The organism is Haliea salexigens DSM 19537, from assembly GCF_000423125.1.
Lineage (GTDB): Bacteria > Pseudomonadota > Gammaproteobacteria > Pseudomonadales > Halieaceae > Haliea > Haliea salexigens.
Window position 1 is genome coordinate 16,796 of record NZ_AUHJ01000011.1, and the last position, 21,874, is coordinate 38,669.

General features: G+C 63.5%; 19 protein-coding genes. 5 read left to right on the forward strand and 14 right to left on the reverse strand.

All coding sequences use genetic code 11. From position 1 onward, the window contains the following. Positions 1 to 15: 15 nt before the first annotated feature. The 3 genes from katG to G533_RS0113035 form a co-directional block, all read right to left on the reverse strand. Positions 16 to 2,205 (reverse strand): catalase/peroxidase HPI, encoded by a 2,190-nt coding sequence (gene katG, locus G533_RS0113025; RefSeq protein WP_027950330.1) that lies wholly within the window; start codon positions 2,203 to 2,205, stop codon positions 16 to 18. A 180-nt stretch (positions 2,206 to 2,385) separates the two neighbouring features. After that, positions 2,386 to 3,408, reverse strand: coding sequence for an EF-P beta-lysylation protein EpmB (gene epmB, locus G533_RS0113030; protein ID WP_027950331.1), 1,023 nt, complete (start codon positions 3,406 to 3,408; stop codon positions 2,386 to 2,388). Positions 3,409 to 3,415: 7 nt separating this feature from the next. Further along, complete coding sequence (locus G533_RS0113035; protein ID WP_027950332.1) at positions 3,416 to 4,699, reverse strand: NAD(P)/FAD-dependent oxidoreductase; 1,284 nt, start codon at positions 4,697 to 4,699, stop codon at positions 3,416 to 3,418. 112 nt (positions 4,700 to 4,811) lie between these two features. Between G533_RS0113035 and G533_RS0113040 the strand changes: the two genes are divergently transcribed. Then, positions 4,812 to 6,161, forward strand: coding sequence for a glutamine synthetase family protein (locus G533_RS0113040; protein ID WP_027950333.1), 1,350 nt, complete (start codon positions 4,812 to 4,814; stop codon positions 6,159 to 6,161). A gap of 16 nt (positions 6,162 to 6,177) precedes the next feature. Here the strand turns inward: G533_RS0113040 and G533_RS0113045 are convergent, their stop codons facing one another. From G533_RS0113045 to G533_RS0113060, 4 genes are all read right to left on the reverse strand, one after another. Beyond that, a complete protein-coding gene (locus G533_RS0113045; RefSeq protein WP_027950334.1) occupies positions 6,178 to 6,384 on the reverse strand; it encodes a hypothetical protein in 207 nt (68 codons plus the stop codon). A gap of 29 nt (positions 6,385 to 6,413) precedes the next feature. After that, positions 6,414 to 8,291, reverse strand: coding sequence for a B12-binding domain-containing radical SAM protein (locus G533_RS0113050; RefSeq protein ID WP_027950335.1), 1,878 nt, complete (start codon positions 8,289 to 8,291; stop codon positions 6,414 to 6,416). 113 nt (positions 8,292 to 8,404) lie between these two features. Beyond that, on the reverse strand, positions 8,405 to 8,626 hold the full coding sequence (locus G533_RS0113055) for a PA3496 family putative envelope integrity protein (RefSeq protein WP_027950336.1): 222 nt from the start codon (positions 8,624 to 8,626) through the stop codon (positions 8,405 to 8,407). 342 nt (positions 8,627 to 8,968) lie between these two features. Then, positions 8,969 to 9,496 carry a shikimate kinase gene (locus G533_RS0113060; RefSeq protein ID WP_027950337.1) on the reverse strand — a complete coding sequence of 176 codons (528 nt, stop codon included), beginning with the start codon at positions 9,494 to 9,496 and terminating at the stop codon, positions 8,969 to 8,971. Between the two features lie 191 nt (positions 9,497 to 9,687). Between G533_RS0113060 and gcvT the strand changes: the two genes are divergently transcribed. Next, positions 9,688 to 10,797, forward strand: a complete 1,110-nt coding sequence (gene gcvT, locus G533_RS0113070) for a glycine cleavage system aminomethyltransferase GcvT (protein ID WP_027950338.1) — start codon at positions 9,688 to 9,690, stop codon at positions 10,795 to 10,797. A gap of 6 nt (positions 10,798 to 10,803) precedes the next feature. Here the strand turns inward: gcvT and G533_RS0113075 are convergent, their stop codons facing one another. Continuing rightward, positions 10,804 to 11,355, reverse strand: coding sequence for an HNH endonuclease (locus G533_RS0113075; RefSeq protein ID WP_027950339.1), 552 nt, complete (start codon positions 11,353 to 11,355; stop codon positions 10,804 to 10,806). Between the two features lie 84 nt (positions 11,356 to 11,439). After that, positions 11,440 to 12,051 (reverse strand): fumarylacetoacetate hydrolase family protein, encoded by a 612-nt coding sequence (locus G533_RS0113080; RefSeq protein WP_027950340.1) that lies wholly within the window; start codon positions 12,049 to 12,051, stop codon positions 11,440 to 11,442. Positions 12,052 to 12,246: 195 nt separating this feature from the next. On the opposite strand from G533_RS0113080, the gene G533_RS0113085 reads away from it, so the two are divergent. Next, positions 12,247 to 13,068: a sulfite exporter TauE/SafE family protein gene (locus G533_RS0113085; protein ID WP_027950341.1), complete on the forward strand. Its 822-nt coding sequence runs from the start codon at positions 12,247 to 12,249 to the stop codon at positions 13,066 to 13,068. A 36-nt stretch (positions 13,069 to 13,104) separates the two neighbouring features. Here G533_RS0113085 and G533_RS0113090 read toward each other — a convergent pair whose 3' ends face one another. From G533_RS0113090 to G533_RS0113110, 5 genes are all read right to left on the reverse strand, one after another. Next, positions 13,105 to 13,956 (reverse strand): universal stress protein, encoded by an 852-nt coding sequence (locus G533_RS0113090; protein ID WP_027950342.1) that lies wholly within the window; start codon positions 13,954 to 13,956, stop codon positions 13,105 to 13,107. Positions 13,957 to 13,970: 14 nt separating this feature from the next. Continuing rightward, positions 13,971 to 15,458: a SulP family inorganic anion transporter gene (locus G533_RS0113095; RefSeq protein WP_027950343.1), complete on the reverse strand. Its 1,488-nt coding sequence runs from the start codon at positions 15,456 to 15,458 to the stop codon at positions 13,971 to 13,973. A gap of 185 nt (positions 15,459 to 15,643) precedes the next feature. Beyond that, positions 15,644 to 16,501 (reverse strand): ion transporter, encoded by an 858-nt coding sequence (locus G533_RS21985; protein ID WP_051230327.1) that lies wholly within the window; start codon positions 16,499 to 16,501, stop codon positions 15,644 to 15,646. A 107-nt stretch (positions 16,502 to 16,608) separates the two neighbouring features. Beyond that, complete coding sequence (locus tag G533_RS0113105; RefSeq protein WP_158413420.1) at positions 16,609 to 17,142, reverse strand: peptidoglycan-binding domain-containing protein; 534 nt, start codon at positions 17,140 to 17,142, stop codon at positions 16,609 to 16,611. Between the two features lie 110 nt (positions 17,143 to 17,252). Next, positions 17,253 to 18,650, reverse strand: a complete 1,398-nt coding sequence (locus G533_RS0113110; RefSeq protein ID WP_035528124.1) for a M20/M25/M40 family metallo-hydrolase — start codon at positions 18,648 to 18,650, stop codon at positions 17,253 to 17,255. Positions 18,651 to 18,761: 111 nt separating this feature from the next. On the opposite strand from G533_RS0113110, the gene G533_RS0113115 reads away from it, so the two are divergent. Together G533_RS0113115 and G533_RS21990 are read left to right on the forward strand one after the other, a co-directional pair. Further along, positions 18,762 to 20,159, forward strand: a complete 1,398-nt coding sequence (locus G533_RS0113115; protein ID WP_027950346.1) for an MFS transporter — start codon at positions 18,762 to 18,764, stop codon at positions 20,157 to 20,159. A gap of 61 nt (positions 20,160 to 20,220) precedes the next feature. Then, a complete protein-coding gene (locus tag G533_RS21990) occupies positions 20,221 to 21,867 on the forward strand; it encodes a WS/DGAT/MGAT family O-acyltransferase (RefSeq protein WP_084638994.1) in 1,647 nt (548 codons plus the stop codon). Positions 21,868 to 21,874 lie beyond the last annotated feature (7 nt).

Sequence of the window (21,874 nt, forward strand, 5' to 3'; positions counted from 1 at the left end):
GTGTCACTCCTCTAATCAGTTTTTCAGATCGAAACGATCTGCATTCATGACTTTGGTCCAGGCGCTGACGAAGTCGTGGACGAACTTTTCCCGGCTGTCATCCTGTGCGTACACCTCTGCGTACGCCCGCAGAATGGAGTTGGAACCGAACACCAGATCCACGCGCGTGGCGCTCCAGCGGGTTTCCCCCGTCTGCCGATCGCAGATTGTGTAATCACCGTTTTCGGTGGGCTTCCACGCATACCGCATGTCGGTGAGATTGACGAAGAAGTCGTTGCTCAGCACGCCGACGCGGTCGGTCAGCACGCCGTGGGCACGCCCACCATGATTGGTGCCCAGAACACGCATGCCGCCTATCAGCACCGTCATTTCCGGTGCTGTCAGCCCCATCAGCTGGGCCCTGTCCAGCAGCAGGCGCTCGGCAGAGACGTTGTAGTCGCGCTGTAGCCAGTTGCGGAAGCCATCGTGAATCGGCTCCAGCACGGCGAAGGCATCCTCATCGGTCATCTCTGCGCTGGCATCGCCGCGGCCGGGCGCAAACGGCACGCTCACCTTCACCCCTGCCGCGTGTGCGGCCTGCTCTACCGCGGCGCTGCCGGCAAGCACAATCAGGTCAGCCATGCTTACCGGTTTGGCCAGGCCCGCCTGCACGTGCTCAAGCGCGCGCAGTACTTTCTGCAGGCGTTCGGGCTCATTGCCTTCCCAGTCCTTTTGCGGTGCCAAACGGATACGGCTGCCGTTGGCGCCGCCGCGGAAGTCCGAGCCGCGAAAGGTGCGTGCGCTGTCCCAGGCGGTGGCGATCAACTCTGCCGCGCTGGGCCCACTGTTCAGCAACTGCTGCTTCAAATCGGCAATTTCTGCGGCATCCAATGCATAGTCCACCGAGGGTATCGGGTCCTGCCAGATCAGGTCTTCCTGCGGCACATCCGGGCCCAGGTAGCGGCTGCGCGGCCCCAGGTCGCGGTGTGTGAGCTTGTACCAGGCCCGTGCGAACACGTCGGAGAAGTAAGCCGGGTCGTTGTAGAAACGCTCGGAAATCTTGCGGTAGGCCGGGTCGACAATCATGGCCATGTCGGCATCGGTCATGATGGGGTTCAATCTGATGGAGGGGTCCTCAACATCGACCGGTTTGTCCTCTTCCTTGATATCGATGGGCTCCCACTGCCAGGCACCGGCGGGGCTCTTTTTCAGTTCCCATTCATAGGTGAACAGCAGGTAAAAGTAGCCGTTGTCCCAGCGTGTGGGGTGCGTGGTCCATGCGCCTTCAATGCCGCTGGTGACGGTGTCGCGACCGTAGCCGGTGCGGGTTGGGTTGTGCCAGCCCAGGCCCTGTGTGTCGAAGTCGGTGCCTTCCGGGTCGGGGCCCAGAACCGAGGCATCGCCGTTGCCGTGGCATTTACCCACGGTATGGCCGCCGGCGGTCAGTGCCACCGTCTCCTCGTCGTCCATGGCCATGCGGGCAAAGGTGAGGCGCACGTCATGGGCGGTTTTTTGGGGGTCGGGCTGGCCGTCAACGCCTTCCGGGTTCACGTAGATGAGGCCCATTTGCACCGCCGCCAGCGGGTTGTCCAGCGTGTCCTGACGGTCACTGTGCATGCGCTCGTTGCTCTTGCCCAGCCACTCCTGCTCGGAACCCCAGCTGGTGTCCTTCTCCGGGTGCCAGATATCGGTACGCCCGCCGGCGAAGCCGTAGATTTTCAGGCCCATGGACTCATAGGCCATGGTGCCCGCCAGAATGATCAGGTCGGCCCAGGAAATACGGTTGCCGTATTTCTTCTTCAGAGGCCAGAGCAGACGGCGCGCCTTGTCCAGGCTCACGTTGTCCGGCCAGCTGTTGATGGGGGCAAAACGCTGGTTGCCAGTGCCGCCGCCGCCGCGACCGTCGGCGATGCGGTAGGTGCCCGCGGCGTGCCACGCCATACGGATCATCAGGCCGCCGTAGTGGCCCCAGTCGGCGGGCCACCACGCCTGGCTGTCGGTCATCAGCGCGTGCAGGTCGCTTTTCAATGCGGCCAGGTCCAGTTTGTTGAATTCTTCTGCGTAATTGAACGACTCGCCCAGCGGGTTCGTCTTGCGGTCGTGTTGATGGAGAATGTCCAGGTTGAGTGCATCTGGCCACCAGGCCATGGGTGAATCGCCCATTCTGGTGCTGCCGCCGTGCATGACCGGGCATTTGCCCGTTTGATCTGACGCTGTTTTGCTCATTGCTAATCCCTCCCGCACCTTGGCAATTGTTGATAGAAACGCTCGATACGTTGCCTTGCGGTGCATATTGACTATGGCATGGATTGGATGTCCTATAAAATTGATTAATGAGAAATACATATCCTGTTTTATAGGATTACTGAAGGGCCGCTGAGTGCAGGAGTGCAGGAGTGCGCCGTGTCAGGTCCCTACATCGAGCTTGGAGGGTGCCCCGGCTACCTCCTGAACCAATCGTGGCAGCAGGTAGCCGGGCAGGCGTGCAGCCATCTCCTGGTGCAACGCCAGGGCTTGTGCGCGATCCACTTCAAAGTGCGCGGCACCGTCCACCCGGTCGAGCAGGTGCAGGTAGTAGGGTAGTGCACCGGCATCAAACAGACGTTCGCTGAGTGCGACCTGCGCTGCCGCTGAGTCGTTGATGCCTGCCAGCAACACGGCCTGATTGAGCAGGGTGATACCCGCGGTGCGCAGGCGGGCAAAAGCCGCCACCACATCGGCGTCGATTTCATTGGCGTGGTTGCTGTGCACCACCACTGTGCTCTGCAGGCGTGAGTGGGTGAGGACCTGCAGCAGGCCTTCGGTGATCCGCTGGGGGATGACGATCGGCAGGCGTGTGTGTACCCGCAGGCGCCGTACGTGCGCAATGTCGGCAATCTGCACCACCAGCGCCGCCAGCTGTTTGTCGTTGGCCATGAGTGGGTCGCCGCCACTCAATATGACTTCGCTGATGCTCGCATCCCGCGCGATATACTCCAGCGCGGTAGACCACTCGCTGCGGCTGTTCTGGTTATCGGCATAGGGGAAATGCCTGCGGAAACAATACCGGCAATGAATGGCGCAGCTGCCGGTGACGATCAGCAATACCCGCCCATGGTACTTGTGAATAATGCCCGGGTGCGGATTGGCGCTGCCGGTTTCACCGGTCGGGTCGGCGCTGAAACCCGGCGCTGGCTGCATTTCCTGTGCCCCGGCAAGCACCTGCAGCAGAAGGGGGTCCCGCGGGTCGCCCTGGCGCATGCGCGACACAAAGGCGCGCGGTACACGCAGCGGGAAGGATTGCCGCGCTGCCTCACTCCAGCCCAGTGCCGCGGGGGGGATATCCAGGGCGGCACAGAGTTCAGCGGGTGAGCTGATCAGGTCGCGTAGCGCGGCCTGCCAGTCGGTGTCGGAGGCCAGTGTGTTGTGCAGGGGGATCGGGGACGACATGCGCTGCTCAGCCCAGCCGGTCACGTAAACTGTAGAAAAGCATGCCAGCCACCAGGCCGGGCCAGCGCAGCAGGGTGCCGCCGGGAAAACGCGGCGAGGGTACGCTGGCCATAACGTCAAAGCGCTCGGCGCTGCCGCTGATAACTTCTGCCAGCAGCTTGCCCGCCAGAGTAGCGGTGGGTACGCCGTGCCCGGAATAGCCGTGGGCGTAAAAAACGCCCTGGGAAAGCCGACCGAAATCGGGCATGCGGTTGAGCGTTATAGCGAGTGTGCCGCCCCAGCCGTAGTCGATGCGCGTTTGCGCCAGTTCCGGATAGATGCGCAGCATGTACTTGCGTACAAAGCCCTTGATGTCCGCCGGGAAGCGCCGGCTGTAGGATTCGCCGCCGCCGAAGAGCAGGCGACGGTCGGCGGACAGCTTCCAGTAATTCACCACAAACAACGTATCCGACATGGAGCAGTCATCGCGGATCAGGCGTGCCGCCAGCGCGTCCGACAGCGGCTCGGTCGCCAGCATGTAGTTGTTGATGGGCATGATGCGGCCGGCCGCACGCGGCTCCAGGCGCTCCAGATAGCCGTTGCAAGCCAGCACCAGGTAATCGCAGCTTACGCTGCCTGCCGCGGTGGATACCTGCACTTTGCCGTTTTCCCGGTAGTGCGTCACGCGGCTCCCTTCGTGCAGGGTGGCGCCCGCGTCGGCGGCGGCGCGGGCCAGCCCCAGTGCATAGTTGAGCGGGTGCAGATGGCGTGCGCCGCTATCCAGCGTTGCGCCATGGAAACCCTGCCCGGAGGTCATGCCTGCCAGCTCATCGGCTTCCACGTAGCGGAGGTCGTCGTAGTGGTAGACCCGGCTCAGGTGGTCGACCTCGGCGGCGAGTTCAGCGGCATCGCCGGGCTTGGAGGCGACATGCAGATTGCCGCTGCGCAGGTCGCAATCGATACTGTGCTCGGCGACCAGGTCACATACGGTCTCCACCGCTTCCAGCCCCAGCTGCCACAGCGCCTGTGCCTGCGCCTGGCCTACCCACTTTTCCAGTTGTGCCTGCCCGGCGCGCTGGCCGGTGCCCACATGTCCGCCGTTGCGTCCCGATGCCCCCCACGCCACTCGGTTGGCTTCCAGCAGAATAACGCTGTAGCCGCGCTGGCGCAGATGAAGGGCAGCCGACAGGCCTGTGTAGCCGCCGCCCACAATACACACGTCCGCCGCGGCCCCGCCACGCAACGGTGGAAAGGACAGGCTCAGGTTGGCCGTGGCGGCGTACCAGGAGTCGATGTGGGCTTGGGATTGCATGGGGTGATTATACGGAATGTTGCGCCAAAAGCCGCATTTTGCCGACGGTCAGGCCCTTGCGGCGCCGCAGGCAGTGCTGCAAACTCAAGCGCTTGCCCACTTTGGAATGTGTATGAGCACCGACACCCAGGCCATTCACGAATGGCTCAAGCAGCACAAGATTTCGGAAGTCGAGTGCCTGGTCCCCGACATGACCGGCAATGCGCGTGGCAAGTTCATTCCCGCGCACCAATTCCTGAGTATGGGCAACCCCAAGTTGCCGGAAAGCATCATGATCCAGACTGTCACCGGGGAGTACTCCGATGACCACTGGGATTTCGTCGAGCCCACCGATGCGGACATGATTCTCAAGCCAGACCCGGCAACGCTGCGGGTGGTACCCTGGGCGCGTGAACCCACCGCACAGATTATCCACGACTGTTACAAACGCTCGGGCGAGCGCCACCCCCTGTCCACGCGCAATGTACTGCGCCACATCCTCGACCTGTATGCCGCTGAGGGGTTGCAGCCGGTGGTGGCGCCCGAGGTGGAATTTTACCTGGTGGCCAAGAATACCGACCCGGACTACGAGTTGATGCCGCCCAAGGGGCGTTCAGGCCGTCGCGAGTCGGCGCGTTTGTCCTACAGCATCGATGCGGTGACCGAGTTTGAGGACTTCGTCGAGGACATGTACGACTACGCCGACGAACAGAAACTGCAGGTGGACACGCTGATCCATGAGAATGGCGCGGCGCAGATGGAAATCAACTTCCTGCATGGCGACGCCATGTCCCTCGCCGACCAGGTGTTTGTGTTCAAGCGCACGGTGCGTGAAACCGCGCACAAGCACGGTATGTACGCGACCTTCATGGCCAAGCCCATGCAGAGCGAACCGGGCAGTGCCATGCACATTCACCAGAGCGTGGTGCGTGCCGGCAGCGGCGAGAATATTTTTGTCGACAGCGACGGCAAGCACACGCCGGCGTTCCTGTCCTATATCGCCGGTCTGCAGCGCTACACGCCGGAACTGATCAGCCTGTACGCCCCCAACGTGAACTCCTATCGCCGTCTGGCGCCGGAAATTGCCGCCCCGATCAACCTGAACTGGGGCATGGACAACCGCACCACCGCCTTTCGAGTGCCCTGGGGGCCGCCCGAGGCGACACGGGTGGAGAACCGTTTCCCGGGTGCCGATGCCAACCCCTACCTCGCCATTGCCGCCACCCTGGCCAGCGGCTACCTGGGGATGAAGCAGGGGCTGAGCCCCACCGAACCGCACCAGGGCACGGCAAACGAAGACGATGTGGCGGTAGCTCGTACGCTCGAGGAAGGCCTGCGCAACCTGCACAACACGGCAGAATTGCAGGACATGTTTGGCGATCTTTTCCTGCGGGCCTATGCCGCGGTGAAGCTGGACGAGTTCGAGGAGTTTAACCGGGTGATCAGTTCCTGGGAGCGCGAGCACCTGCTGTTGCAGGTGTAGCTCCAGCCCTGCCGGCCTAAAGCTCCTCGTCGAGCCCGATGTGCTCGATGCGGGGGTAGGGGCGCCAGGTGAAGACCTGCTGGTGGTCACAGATCATGCAGCGGTGGTCGATGTTTCCGCTTTTCGGGTCCATGTCGCCGCAGGCCGTCATCATGCCCTTGCCGCAGGCATCGCACACGTAATTGACTTCCACTGGCCGGACTTCGCGTTTCAATTCTGGCATGACCCAGCAACTCCCCTGTGAATACCCGCCTATGCTAGCGCGACTGCCAGTGTAGCTGAAGTGCTATCTTCACGGGCCAGCACAACCCCGCGCAACCAGCTGCCACCGTCGGCATCGCGCAGGATGTCACCCACGCCGCCCGGGTGCCGGATGCGCAGGGTGCAGGGCTCCTGTGCCAGGCCCTCCTGGGGCAGGCTCATGGCCGAGAGCGCCTGTTGCACCTGGTCGGCTGCGAAGTCGAAGTGCTCGAGCGTGTCCTGCTCTGGCCCCACCCGCGGGCACAGGGCGCGGTCCAGCGCCAGCACCTGCAATACGGGCTGCGGGTTCTGTCCGTGCGCGCGGCAATGCGCCGCGATCACCTGGATGAGCGTGCTGTAGAGCAGCTCGGGAGAGGCGAGCGCAGCCAGATAAATGGCGTTGCGCTGTTCATACACCGCCATGCGGTCACCCGGGTCCAGCTCACACAAAACGTTCTGCACTACTGTGATGATGGCGCGCAGGCATTCGCGCAGCAGTGGTGACACCGGCACGGCACCAGTAAGCGCCAGCAGCCGCGTGGTCAGTGGCATGATATAGCCGTGTACCAGCAGGATGTGGGCACTGATGAGGAAATAGCCCTCCTCGCCCTCATCGCGTGAAAAGCTGTGACAGCCCACCACGTATTCCCCCTTCGCCTTGCCATAACCGGCGACGGGAATGGCTTCGATGCGATACTCCTCGCGCCGCGCATAGAATTCGGTGCCGGGGAGCAAGGTGTAGCCGAAAATGTTGATGTTGGGGAAGGTGGCCAGCAGCGTATCCAGGTTGCGCTCGAAATCCGCCAGGTTGTCACCCGGCAGACCCCAGATGAGTTCGGCAGCGATCGGCACGCCCTGTTCGGACATTTGCCGCGCAATCGGCTGGTACTCATTGGCGCTCATATTCTGCCGGTTGCTGAGCCGCAGCGCCTCGGGCGTGAGTGTCTGCAGGGCGAGCTGATAGTGGGGCAGCAACTGGTTGCGGTGCAGCAGCAGGGCAATTTCCTGCACCTGTCGGCTGTGCTTCTTCGACCAGGATGTGGCGAAGCTGCGCGGCAGCCCTGTTCGATCCTTCAGTTCCACGATCATCTGCGCCTTTGCCAAATCCTGCTTGAGGGCGCCGAAATTGGAGTCCGCCAGCCAGATATTGGCGATGCCGGCGGCAACAATCTTCTCCCAGTCGCTGCGCACACGGTCCAGCGACCACTGGTACATCTTGCTGCCGATGGCCCCGGTACCCCATTCGCAGAAGGCGCATTTGAAGGGGCAGCCGCGGCTGGTTTCGTAGGCGATAGCGTCATACCGCGGGCGGCCGTCCGGGTGGGTCAGTTCCAGCACATCAAGGGGTGAGGGGAAAACGTCTAGTTGCTGGCAGCGCTCACGGGGGGCCGTGCGCACCACCTCACCATTCTGCAGGTAGGCCAACCCATTGATGCGCGGCCAGTCGGCCGGTGTTGCGCTGTCGAGGAACTCCTGCAATGTCACCTCGGCCTCTCCGAGAAACACAACATCCAGGGCCTCTTCGCCCACGTAGTCCTCTGCTTGCTGTACATGTGGGCCGCCGGCAATCAGGGTCAGCTCCGGTGCGAGCTGGCGCAGCTGGTGAGCCAGCGCCAGAAACTCGGCCGCATTCCAGGTATAGACGCTGAAGCCGAGCGTGGGCCGCAGGCCGGCAGCGGCAGCCGCACGCACCTGTGCCGGCCCCGTCGCGGACCAGTCGCCGAGCCAGCGCTCAATGTCATCGGCGTGCTGGAAGTGAACCAGGTCGATATGCGTTTCGGCACTGCGAGCGCCGTAGCGCCGGTAGTAAGATGACAGGCCCGCGGTGGTGGTGGGCGGGGCATTGAATTGCTCTGAGTCCATACTCAGCAGCCAGACGGGGCGCTGCACGCGACGTGCTCCAACAAGAGTGACGTTGCAATGTAGCGAATTGCGGGAGCAATGCCCAGAATTTCGGCTACCGGGAGACGCGGTGGGCGCAGATAGGCGCCCACCGGTGAGTGCTAGAAGTCGCCCAGTTCCAGGTCGTAGTAGCCCAGTTCTTCGCGCAGCCGACGCTGTTCAATCCGCTGTTCCGCGCGCCGACGCTTCTCCGCGAGGCGCTGTTTCTCGGTGGATACCGGGATAGCATCGTCGAAGTCGTCGTCGCTCATGTCCAGCAGCGCGGGTTCGAATATGTCGTCCAGGCTGTCGGAGTTTGCCTGTTCCTGCGTGCGTTCAGTCATAAATCACCTCCTGATGATTTACAGCCTCGATTTCGGCGCAATATCACTCAGCGTTTTCGGCGAGTAAATCAAAATTTTGTGGCATTTATAACAAAATTCCGGCGCCTGCCAGGCCCCCGGAGGAGGTTTCGGGTAAGTGTGGTGGCCCGTGCCCTTCCCGGGCTTTCCCTGTACGCGAGGCTACGTCCCTGTAGTCTGTCTTCCCTGACCGATAGTTAACGGGCCACCATGCGCAGCACACTGCAAAGCGCATGCCACCGCGCCAGCGCCGGTGCATACAGGCAAGGGGGGCCGTAGCGGGCTGTCCGTTGTGTGCCTGGACGTGTTCGAGGGCGTCCGTGGTCAGCGCGCCGACGGGGCCGCTGTCAGAAGCTGCAGGATCTGCTGCGCTGTGGCTTGCGGGTCGCCATCTTCGGCTGTAACGGTGTGGCTGGCATAGCGTTCGTAGAGAGGCGTGCGCTCCCGGAACACATCGGCGAAGCTGTGCGCGCTGTCGCTGGCGATGCCTCGCGGCGGTGCGGCCGCTATGCGCTGGCACAGAGTTGCGAGCTCGACCTGCAGGTACACCACCGGCCCCGCTGCGCGCAGGCGCTGCATGATGGCGGGGCTGTAGGCCACACTGCCGCCGGTGGCAATGACGCTGTGCGCCAGGGGTACGGTGAGGAGCACGTCCTCTTCCATTGCCCTCAGTGCGAGATATCCGTGCGCGTCGACGATCTCCTGCAGGGTGGCGTTGGCGTGCCGTTGAATGGCCAGGTCGGTGTCATTGAAGTCCAGCCCGGCCAGTTTGGCCAGCAGTACGCCTACGGTGCTCTTGCCGGCACCCGGCATGCCGATAAGGCTGATGGTTTGTGGTAGCGAGTCCTGCACGGCGAATCCTGTTGCGCGTGTCGGACTATTATCCGCTGGCGCCGGGCCGCTGTGAAGTGTCACCCGCGTGGCGCGCACTCGCGTGGCGCGCGTTTGGGGGCGGCGGCATCTGGCGCCGCTTTGTTGCGCGGCTGCGGGCCACTGGGTAGAGTGCTGGTTGGTTTCCTGGACGAATCACACAAGGCATGCCGATGACATTGCAGCATACTCCGCTCGACGCACTGCACCGGGAACTGGGTGCCCGCATGGTGCCCTTCGCAGGCTACGACATGCCGGTGCAGTACCCGGATGGCATCATCCGCGAACACCAGCATACCCGCCGTGCAGCCGGGCTGTTTGACGTCTCGCACATGGGGCAGCTGGTGTTGCGCGGGGCGGGCAGCGCTGAATTGCTGGAAACGCTCGTTCCCGCCGATGTGGTCGGGCTGGGCGAGCATTGCCAGACCTACGCCCTGTTCACCAACGATGACGCCGGGGTGCGCGATGATCTGATCATTACCCGCTGGGGGCCGGACACCTTTTTCCTGGTGGTCAACGCCGCCTGCAAGGCGCAGGACATCGCCCATGTGCAGGCCCACCTTCGGGGCCAGACACTCGAGGTGCTTGAGCAGCAGGCCCTGCTCGCCCTGCAGGGGCCCGGCGCACGCGAGGTGCTTTGCCGGCTGTGCCCCGAACTCGCGTCGCTGACCTTCATGCACGGACAGCCCGCCGTGCTGGATGGCGTGGAGGTGTATATCACCTGTTCCGGGTATACCGGGGAGGACGGCTTCGAGATATCGTTGCCTGCCGCTGACGCCGAGGCCATCGCCCGCCGCCTGTTAGCCGAACCCGGGGTGGCACCGGTAGGGCTGGGCGCGCGCGATTCCCTGCGGCTTGAAGCCGGCCTCTGCCTGTACGGTCATGAGTTGAGCCCGACCATCGACCCGGTACAGGCCGGGCTGCTCTGGTCGGTGGGCAAGGCGCGCCGTCCCGGTGGCGCGCGCGCCGGTGGCTTTCCGGGTGCGCAGCGTGTATTCGAGCTGATTGAGAACAAGCCGCTGCTGCGGCGCGTGGGGTTGCAGGTAGAGGGCAAGCGGCCGGTACGCGAGGGCCAGGTGGTGCTCGATGAACAAGGGCAGCAGGTGGGGGAGGTGTGCTCGGCGGGGTTTGGCGCCACGCTGGGCGGGCCTGTCGCCATGGCCTACGTGCAGCGCTCGCTGGGCGAGCCCGGCACCCGGCTGGCGGTCGATGTACGTGGCAAGGCGCTGCCGGTCACGGTGGTCACCATGCCCTTCGTGCCCCAGCGCTACTTTCGCGGCTGAAGGCGCTCAGTGCGCCCAGTCGCGCGGCGCGCGAAACTGCTGTGACAGATAATCCATCTGGTCGGCCAGCACCCGGTCACGGCTGAGGAAATGCCACTCCCAGGTATTGGGTCGGAATGGCACGGCGAGCAGCGGCATGCCCGCCTCTTCCGGCGTGCGATTGTCCTTGGCCCAGTTACAGCGGCGGCAGGCCGCCACTACGTTCTCCCAGCGATCATCGCCGCCGCGGGATGTCGGCAGTACATGGTCCCGGGTCAGCTCTGCCCGCGAAAATTGCAGGCCGCAATACAGGCATCGGTGCTCATCGCGACGGAACAGTGTGCGGTTGCATAGCGGCAGGCTGAACCCGGGCCGCACCCGCCCCTGCAGTGCGATGATGGGCTGCAGGTGAATGGCTGAGCGCTGCCCGGTGAGCCTTTGAATGCCACCGAACATGGGCGGCAGCGGCTCGCCGATGCCATAGACAACATCGCCGCGCGCGTACGCAGACACCGCTTCCTGTGCGCTGAGCCAACCGCGTGGTTGGCCTGCGACGTCCAGTTTCAGGATGTTTTGCATGGGTCGCCACTCCGTGGGGTTCCCTAAAGCTACTCAAGATACGCGACATTTACAATCGCGCAGAATGCCGACAGTGGGAGCCGGCTAGCGGGCTGTCCAGCTACCCTCAACCAGCAGCGTGTCTCCCGCCAGTATGCGACCGTGGAACCGATCCCCACGCCGCACCTCGCCCACGCCGGCGGGGGTGCCGGTCATTACCAGGTCGCCATCCTCCAGGGTGAGGAAGTCCGCCAGGTTCGCCAGGATTGCGGGTGGCGAATAGAGCATCATGCCGACGTTGCCCGTCTGGCGCATTTCGTCGTTTACATACAGTTCCAGTGCCAGGGTTTCCAGCGGCGTGTTGAGTGCGACGAACTCACTGCAGAGGGCCGCGCCATCGAAGGCCTTGGCGCGTTCCCAGGGGAGTCCCTTGGCTTTCAGTGTGTTTTGCAACTCGCGCCGGGTGAGGTCCAGCCCGAAGCCCACGGCGCTGAAACCGCCGTTTTCCCACAGCAGCACAATCTCGCCTTCGTAGTGCAGGGGCTCCCCACGCTCGGCATACAGTGTGTCACCCAGGGCGGAATTGGGCTTGATGAACACCACCATGTCATCGGGCACGTCGTTGCCGAGCTCACTGATGTGTGCGGTGCAGTTGCGGCCGATACAGACGATCTTCGAAGGCTGCAGAAAGCGTTGGTTCAGGCAAATACTGTGCACGCGAGGAGTCCTTGCTGCGGGGCTAAGGCTATGCAGCATGGTCCACCCAGGCGCCTTGCGCAATACAGGGCAGTTGCCTTCGCGGGCAACAGACCCTCTCTCATCGAGGCCATGACCTGGCGCATGGTGTAAACTCGATGTCTCGCCCGCGCGCTGTGCGGGCTCACCGCAAGCCGGGTAACAGGAACGCGGGCAATGATGGAGTGGATGAACTGGGCGCCGCTGGTGCTGACCATGCTGGCCACCGGGGTGCTGGCGGGCGTCATGGCGGGGCTGCTCGGAGTTGGCGGAGGCATTGTGATTGTGCCGGCGCTGGATACCGCGCTGGGTGCGCTGGGGGTCGACCCGGCAATCCGCATGCATGTGGCGGTTGCGACATCATTGGCGACGATTGTTCTCACCTCGCTGTCGTCAGCGCGGGCACACCACCAGCGCGGCGCGGTGGATTTCACCCTGGCGCGCCGCTGGGGGCCATTGATTTTTCTGGGCGCTGTGCTGGGAGCCTGGCTGGCCTCGCGGCTGCACGGCAATGCACTGGCGCTACTCTTTGGTGGTGTGGCGGTATTGCTCGGCCTGCGCATGCTGCTGTTTGGCGGTCGCAACCCGGCGCCCGGCCGCGAGCTGGCAGCGGGCGGGCTGGCGCGACTCTTCCCGCTGGGCATAGGCGGTTTATCGAGCATGATGGGTATTGGTGGCGGCACCTTCAGTGTGCCGGTGTTAACCCTGCTCGGGCACAGCATTCATCGAGCGGTGGGCACGTCGGCCCTGTTCGGTTTGCTGATCAGCCTGCCGGGTGCTCTGGCGTATGTCGCCACCGGGTGGGGCGACGCGCGTTTGCCCGCCGGGAGCCTGGGGTTTGTCAGCCTCCCCGGCCTCGCCTGCATCGCTCCCATGACCGTACTGGCCGCTCCGCTGGGCGCCCGGCTGGCGCACCGCCTCACGGCGCGCCAGCTCAACCTGGCGTTTGGCGTGTTTCTGGTGCTGGTGGCCAGCCGCATGTTGTACCGGGCGCTCTAGGGACCGTTACTTACCCCTGCCGCGCCCGCCGAGGTGCTAGCGCAGCAGTAGCAGGGTCATCTCCGCCTGGCTGAGCATGCGTGTGGTGTTGCTGCCGACAAAAAACTGGCGAATCCGTGAGTGGCCCCAGGCCCCCATGACCATCAGGTCCACCTGTTGCTCACGGTGGTAGCGGTTGAGTGCGGTTTGCACTTCACCCTCGAGTGTTGCGGTGGTCACACTGAAGCCCGCACCGGAAAGCGTTGCCGTCGCCTCGCTTACCTGTCGCTGTTGTTCCTCCGATAGTGGCCCGACGGACACCAGGTGGCAGGGGAGGCCGGCCAGCAGGGGGCTGCCCGCCACGCGACTCAGCGCTTTCTGTGCCGTGTCGCTGCCGTCGAAGGCAATCATGAAAGAGCGTGGTGGGCGAAACGCCCGCAACGTAACGAGGATAGGGCGCTGAATGCGGCGTACCACACTTTCCAGGTGAGAGCCGATGGCGTGCTGTTCAGCGGCGTGGTCCTCGCCCTGGCGACCGAGGATAACCAGGCGTGCCTCCTCTTCCAGCTCCGCCAGTGAGCCGACCAGGTCGTCGTGGCGCTGGCGCTGGGTGACCTCTGCCGCACCGGCTGCCCTGGCGGTCGCCTCGGCGGCCTGTAACAGGTGCTTGCCATGCTCCAGGGCCAGTCGCTCCCGCCGCTCATCCAGTGCGGTGAGTTCTTCCAGCAGATGCTCGCGACTGCCCAGGCCAATGGCGCCGGACAAGTCCGCTGCCGGTGGCGTAGCGGGCTTTTCCAGCGCGTGCAGGAGTGTCAGGGGTTGTTCCAGTCGCTGGCTCGCCCAGGCACCGGCGAGGCTGATGGCCTCGGTGCTGGCGGACCCGTCGATGCAGGCAATAATGGTGTGCATGGCCATCTCCCCGGTCAGTGTCCGGCCAGCAGCGGGTCGCTGGCATCGGGTTTATCGTGTACGCCGAAGCGGTCGACAATGGTGGCACTGGCGGCGTTCATGCCGATCACCTCCACCACCGCACCTTCGCGGCGGAACTTGATCACCACCTTGTCGAGGGCCGACACGGCGGTAATGTCCCAGAAATGTGCCCCGCTGACGTCGATAGTGACACGCTCCAGTGCCTCCTTGAAGTCAAATGCCGCCGTAAAGCCGTCCGCTGTGGCAAAGAACACCTGTCCGATGACCGTGTAGATACGGTGCCCGTCGCCGGCATCGGCGGAGCGCACCAGCATGAAGCGGCTGATCTTGTTGGCGAAGAACAGGGCGGCGAGGAGTACGCCTACCAGCACCCCAAGCGCCAGATTGTGAGTGCTCACTACCACGATAACCGTTGAAACCATAACAATGCTGGAAGACAGCGGGTGCGACTTCAGGTTGCGTAGCGAGTCCCAGGAGAAGGTGCCGATCGACACCATGATCATCACCGCCACCAGCGCGGCCATGGGGATCTGGCTGATCCAGTCATCCAGGAACACCACCATGATCAGCAGCAGCGTACCGGCGGCAAAGCAGGACAGGCGGCCACGCCCGCCCGATTTCACATTGATCACCGACTGGCCGATCATGGCACAGCCCGCCATGCCGCCCAGCAGGCCGGCTCCGATGTTGGCGATGCCCTGCCCTTTGCATTCGCGGTTCTTGTCACTCTCGGTGTCGGTGAGGTCGTCGATGATGGTCGCGGTCATCATCGATTCCAGCAAACCGACCACGGCCAGTGCAGCGGCATAGGGGAAAATGATGCGCAGGGTGTCCAGTGACAGGGGCACGTCCGGCCAGAGGAAGACCGGCAGCGTATCGGGTAGTTCCCCCATGTCGCCCACGGTACGGATATCCAGGCCCAGCAGCAGCGCGATTGCGGTGAGGGTGAGAATGCACACCAGCGGTGAGGGCACCAGTTTGCCCACGACCGGCAGCCACGGGAAGAGGTAGATAATGCCGAGCCCGCCGGCTGTCATGGCGTAGACGTGCCAGGTCACCCCCGTCAACTCTGGCACCTGCGCCATGAAAATCAGGATGGCCAGCGCGTTGACGAAGCCCGTGACCACCGAGCGCGAGACGAAGCGCATCAGCGAGCCCAGTTTCAGGTAGCCCGCCGCAATCTGCAGGACACCCGTCAATACGGTGGCGGCCAGCAGATACTCAAGACCGTGCTCCTTGACCAGCGTGATCATCAGCAGGGCCATGGCGCCGGTGGCGGCGGAAATCATCCCCGGCCTGCCGCCGGTGAAGGCAATCACCACGGCGATGCAGAAAGAGGCATACAGGCCCACTTTCGGGTCGACGCCGGCAATGATGGAGAAGGCGATGGCTTCGGGTATCAGCGCCAGTGCAACAACGAGGCCGGCGAGCAGGTCGCCCCGCACGTTGCCCAGCCAGTCTTGTTTTAGGGTGTCGAGCATGCTGTCGGTCTTCTTGCCTGCGGTGGGTGAGGGCCGAAAACAGCGTGCGCCGGGGCGTTGCGGCTCCGGGAGGTCATCGGCAGTGTTGGAGGGGGCGGATTATCCGGCAAGCGGCCGGGGGTCGCCACTGCGATGTGAACTTCTACCGGGATTGCCGCCGCCTGTCGGGGAGCAACAAGGGGTGGCTATTCCTTGAGCGGGCCATTTTCGGGGCTGGCTGCCCCCCGGCCCTGTTCCACCGCAGCGGTGAGCAGGCGCAGTTGTTTTTGCACGTCATCCAGTTGCTGCGCAATCAGGTCGCGCTCATCGTGGGCCTGCTGAGCCTCACGGGCATTCTGTTCCGCGGTCATCACACCCAGCACGGCCCCCACCATCATGTTGAGGAAGATGAATGCGGTGAGAAAAATGAAGGTCAGGTAGTAGAACCAGCTGAGCGGATAGGCTTCCATGGTGGCGTACATGACATCCGTCCAGTCCTCAAAGGTGGCCACGCGAAACAGCGTGAGCATGGCAATCGCGACATCGCCCCACAGTGTTTCGTCCACCTCGGCGAACAGCATGGAACCAACTGCCGCATAGATATAGAAAATGATGAACATGAGCAGGGCGATGTAGCCCATGCGCGGTATGGCCTTGAGCAACGAGTTGATCAGGAAACGCAGTTCGGGCACCACCGAGACCAGACGCAGTACCCTGAAGACCCGCAGCAGCCGCCCCAGCAGCACGGCCTGTGAGTTGTCCAGGGGTATCAGGCTGCCGATCACCACGAGAGTGTCGAAAATGTTCCAGCCATCGCGGAAAAAGCGCCGTTTGTCGGGGCAGGCCGCGAAGCGAAAGAGGATTTCCAGCAGGAAAAACAGGGTGATGGCCGTGTCCAGGAAACCCAGTGAACGCTCAGCCAGCGGCGGCAGGTCGTAGGTTTTTGCACCGATGGTCAACGCGGACAGCAGAATGATGGCGATGACCGCACCCTGGAACAGGCGGCTTGATTCAATACGCCGCAGCAGACCGGAGCCGGTAGAAGAGAGGGATGCGCTGGACATGGGGTGTTGCCTGAGTCGATCTGTGAGCGGGGGATTCTAGAGTGCGGCGACCGCCTTGAACAGTCGCCTGTGCGCGCGGCGGAAGCGGGGATTCAGAGGCTGCGCGCTCAGTTGCGGCAGCTGTCAATCTCGTCCTGTGACAGTCCCAGGTCTCGCGCGGCCTGCTCGAAATCCTCTTTCGTCGCGTTGGCGTCGGCAATGTCCCGACTTGCCTCGGAGATATCACTGGCGATCTCGCTGCCACCGCCATAGCGCGAGGCGGTGCGCGACACGGTATTGAAGAGGCTCATCAGCCCTTTTTTCTGCTTCCTGGCCTGCTCAGCTTCAGCGACCTTGCGTTGCAGGCATTCCTGTTCCGTTTCGACGGGGGCAGCCGCCTGCGCGCTGGTGGTGGCGCTGCTGCTGGTTTTGGACTTGATGATCCCGGCCAGCTGCGGGCTTGCGGTTCCGGTCACTTCAAGCTGATTGTCCGCCTGGAACTGGGAAATGGCGATCTGTGTTTCCACGGTCTCCACACCATCCACAGGCCCTGTCTGGTAGCCGAGGGCGGCGAGGTCGGTTTCGATGCTCTGTATCAGGGCATCGGCATGTGCAGTTGCCACCAGAAGCGGCAGGGTGAGCGCGGCGAGTGCCCCCGTCAAGCCTCGCATTCGGGAGGGTTGTGGTGTGCATGGCTTCAACTGACGCATGGTGTCATGACCTCTTGATTGCCCGCGGGCGGTGAGTACGGTGGTGCCTGCAGTCGCGCGGCTCATTCGGCGCCGGTCAGGTCGCGAATGATGATACTCCAGTGATCCAGTGCCTCGTCAAAGGCTTTGATCGGTACGCGCTCGTTGAGCCCGTGGGCGTACATCTCGTCGGGGTTCATGAAAATGCTGCCCACACCCCAGGTGGGTATGCCTGCGCTGCGAAAGTGCATGGCATCGGTGCCACCGGACGACATGTAGGCGATAATCCGCAGGTCAGGATGACGGCTGTGCACGGCCTTGCCCACCGCCGCAACCACATCGGCGCGCAATTCTGAAATGGGGCTTTCCGTTGCCTCTGCCAGGAGTTCGAATTCGGCGCCGGTGTTGGCGACAACCGCTTCCAGTTCTGCCTGGATGTCCGCAGCCTTGACGCCGGGAAATATACGGCAATTCACCGTTGCGGTGGCGGACTGGGGCAGGGCGTTTTCCGCGTGTCCGGCGCGCAGCATGGTCACCACGCAGGTGGTGCGGGTGGAGCCCACGTAGGACGGTTCGGTGCGCAGCTGCTCCGCGGCGTGTTCATCGTCTGGGTTGTAGGCGAAGCGCACCATGGTTTCGCCGAGTTCCCCGCCGAGTTGCTCGCCGATATTCTGGAAATAGGACAGCGTCATTTCGCTCCACATGACGGGGAAGCGATGGGCCTCAATGGCTTTGATGACATCGGCCAGTTCATAGATGGCGTTGTCGTCCCGCGGCCGGCTGCTGTGGCCGCCGGGATTGCGCACGGTAATCTCCCACGTGGCATAGGTTTTTTCCGCTGCCTGAATCTTGTAACTCACGGCCTTGCCACTCGCATCCAGGTCCCCGCCCCCGGCGTCGGAGTTCAGGGCAAACTCGGCCTCGGCGAGCTCCGGCATTTCGTAGGCCATCATGCGCGTGGTCGTCATGCCGCTTTCCTCGTCGCCCGAAAACGCCAGGACGAGGTCGCGATCCGGCACAAAGCCCTCGCGACGCAGGCGAATGAACGTGGCGGTGAGCTGTGCCACGCCAAACTTGTTGTCGATGCTGCCCCGCGCGTAGTAGTTCACATCATCCTGGGTCAGGCTGAAGGGCGGGCGTTCCCAGTCCTCTGCCAGAGCCTCGACCACATCAAGGTGGCCGAGAAAGAGAATGGGCTTGCGGCCGGCGCTACCGTCGCCCCGGTAGGTGGCGATAAGCGTGGCGAAATCGCCTTTTGGCACCACCCGCACATCGTCTGCCGGGAATCCCGCCGCGATGAGTTCGTCCGCCAGGTAGCGCGCCACCCTCGGCGTGTTGCCCTGTGCCTTCGAGGTATCCACTTCAACGATCGTCTTGTAGATTTCAAACGCCTTGCGCGCGTGCTCATCGTCGCCCTGCGCAACGGTTTGTGTGGCGAGCAATGCGAGGCAGGCGCTGCTGATCAAATTTCGAAGGGTCATGACAGGTTCTCTGCGGGGTGTTGTGAAAAAGGTTAGCACATTCACCGCGCTCTGCCGCTGGCCGTGTGCAGGTTTTGGCGTATGCTATTCGGTGACTGATCGAGGATTTCCGTGAACACAACGCCTCCTGCTACCCAGCGGCGCAATGTCTGGCTGCGCGACACCTTGTCGCGCTCGCGCCGCGACGCTGTCTCCAGTTCCGTGATGACCGGCATTTGCGATAACTACCTCGGTGCATTTGCGGTCTCCCTGCGCGCCAGCCTGGCGCAGATGGGCTGGTTGATGGCGGCCCCGCAGCTGGCCGGGGCGCTGTTCCAGTTGTTATCGGTGTGGCTGTGTCCACGGTTCTCACGCCGCCGGGCCATCGTCACTGGCGTGGTCATGCAGGCGCTGGCGGTGCTGGGCATGGCGGGTATTGCGCTGTCGCGGCCCGACAACGCCGTGACCTGGCTGATCGGTTTTGCCATTCTTTATCAGGCCAGTGCCAACTTCGTGCAGCCCCAGTGGCGCGGCTGGATGGGCAGTGTGGTGCCGCCGCGACGTCGCGGCGCTTTCTTTGCCGGGCGCACACGGCTGACAATGATTACCAGTTTTACCGTGTTTGCCGGCGGCGGCGCCCTGCTTGGCCTGTTCCAGCGTTACGAACTGGCCTGGCTTTGTTTCGGCGGCCTGTTCCTGCTCGCGGCGGTGGGTCGCGGCACATCCGCCCACCAGCTGCGTCACATGCACGACCCCGACCACAGTGGCGAGCGCGCCGCGATATCCTTTACCACGACCCTGAGCCGGGTGCGCGAGGCATTCCGCGACAAAACCTTCTATCAGTACAGTCTGTTCATCGCCGGCATGCAGTCGGCGGTCGCCATTTCGGCCCCGTTCTTCAGCGTGTACATGTTGCGCGACCTGAACTTCACTTACTGGCAGTTCGCCGCCAACACCGGGGTCGCCATCCTCACGCAATTCTTCACCCTGTCTGTGTGGGGGCGCATCTGCGACCGCTGGGGCAACCGCTGGGTGATGGTTTCGAGCAGCTTGCTCTTGCCTGTGGTGCCGGCACTCTGGCTGGTATCCAGCGACTTTGGCTACCTGCTCCTGGTTCAGGTGTTGTCGGGACTGGCCTGGGGCGGTTTTACCCTGAGTACGGCTAACTACCTCTACGATCTGCGCCCACCGCGGGCGGATTTCGCCAGCTACGCCGCAGTGCAGTCGTCACTGGGTGCGGTGGGCATTTTCTGTGGGGCTCTGTTTGGCGGCTATCTCGCCGGCCACCTTGCCGAGCTTGCCGCGTGGTTGCCCGCCAGCTGGCAACCCCTGCACCCGGTGGTGTTGATCTTTCTGGTGTCCGGGTTGCTGCGCGGGATTATCCTGGCCTGGTTCATCCCCCGCTCCGTGGAGCTGCGTGTGCGCCAGCACCCCGACCTGCTGCAGGTGGTGTACAGGATCTCGCGCTTCACCCCGGGAGCAGGCATCGTCCTGGACTGGTTGACGGTGACGCGCAAGCGTCGCGACTGAGGCTATACTCACAACAGGGCGCGCAGCATGCGGCCCGCAATTGACCGGGAGTAGGCACGACATGCACCAACTCAGTGGGCTCGACGCAACATTTCTGTATGCGGAAATGAACAACTCACCAATGCATATCGCGCCGTTGCTGATTTACGATCCCGCCACTACCGGTCGCGATGTGGTGCGCTTCAAGGACATTCTCCAGACCTTTGCTGAACGGCTGGACCGTTCCCCGGTGTTTCGGCGCAAGCTGGCCATGGTGCCATTGAACCTGGATCAGCCCTACTGGGTGGACGACGATCGCTTCGATCTTGAATTTCATGTGCGGCACATTGCCCTGCCCAAGCCTGGCGACTGGCGGCAGCTATCCATTCTGGCGGCGCGCCTGCATGCCCGCCCCCTGGATCGGGCGCGCCCCTTATGGGAGGCCTATATCATTGAGGGGCTGGACAATGTGGCGGGCCTGCCGCAGGGCTGCTATGCCATGCTGCTCAAAGTGCACCACGCCGCCATAGATGGCGCCTCCGGTGTGGAGCTGATATCCGCGCTGCACGATTTCACCGCAACGCCGCCGCCGCCGCGCCCCGCGGCGCCGCCGCTGCTGGATTCACCACCCAGTCAGGCGGAGATGTTGTGGCGTGCCTACAAGGCCAATATGAAAGCGCCGTTTCGCCTGGCGCGCATGGTGGGGCAGGGTATTCCGGCCTGGCGGCGTGTGCACGAGGGGGTGAAAGCGAAAAAATTCCGCACGCTGGGCGACAAGGAGCGCACCCGTTTCAATGCGGCCGTATCGCCGCACCGTGTGTTTGGCGCCGCCGACTTCGACCTCGCGGTGATTCGCAAAGCCCGCGAGGCAGTGCCAGGTGCCACGGTCAACGATGCCATTCTCAGCATTGTAGGTGGGGCCCTGCGGCAGTACCTGATGGACAAGAAGGAACTGCCCGCCAAGAGCCTGGTGGCCGGTGCACCGGTCAACGTGCGCAGCCGCGATGAGGCAAAAACCGGCGGCAACCAGGTGTCGATGATGACGGTGCCGCTGGGTTCCGATGTGGCCGACCCTCTGGAGCGGCTGCGCGGTGTGCACCGGGACGCCGTGGGCTCCAAGGCCTACCACGAGGCCGTGGGTGCCCGCTTTATGACCGACATGACACACAGCCTGCCCGCCGAGCTGGCCGCGCTGGGTGTGCGGGCGGCGCTGAGCTCCGGCCTGATGGCGGGCATGAAGCCGATTTTCAACACCATCGTGACCAACGTGCCGGGCCCGCAGGTGCCCTTGTATATGCGCGGTGCACACGTGGTGCGCAGCTATGGGTTGGGCCCCTGCATCGACAACATGGGGTTGTTTCACGCGGTAACCAGCTACGACGGGCAGATTGCGGTGTCGTTTCAGGCGTGCCGGGCCATGATGCCGGACCCCGGGTTCTATGAGCAGTGCCTGCAGCGCGCCTACCGGGAGTTGCAGGCGGCGGCCGAGGGCCTCTTGCGCGGGGGCAGGAAAAAGACCGCGGTACGCAAAAAGTCCGCGGCCAAAACGCAATCGGGTACATCCCCGGGCAAGGCAGGCCCCGGGCGGACGAAAGTCAAAAAGGATGCTGTGACGCGCGCGACGACAAAAGCCATACGGAAAAAACCGGCGCCCGGGAAGGCGGTCCCCAAGGGCAAGAAAGTGCCTGCGGCCGCCGCCAGTCGTCGCCCGCGCAAACCGCGGGCCTGATTACCGG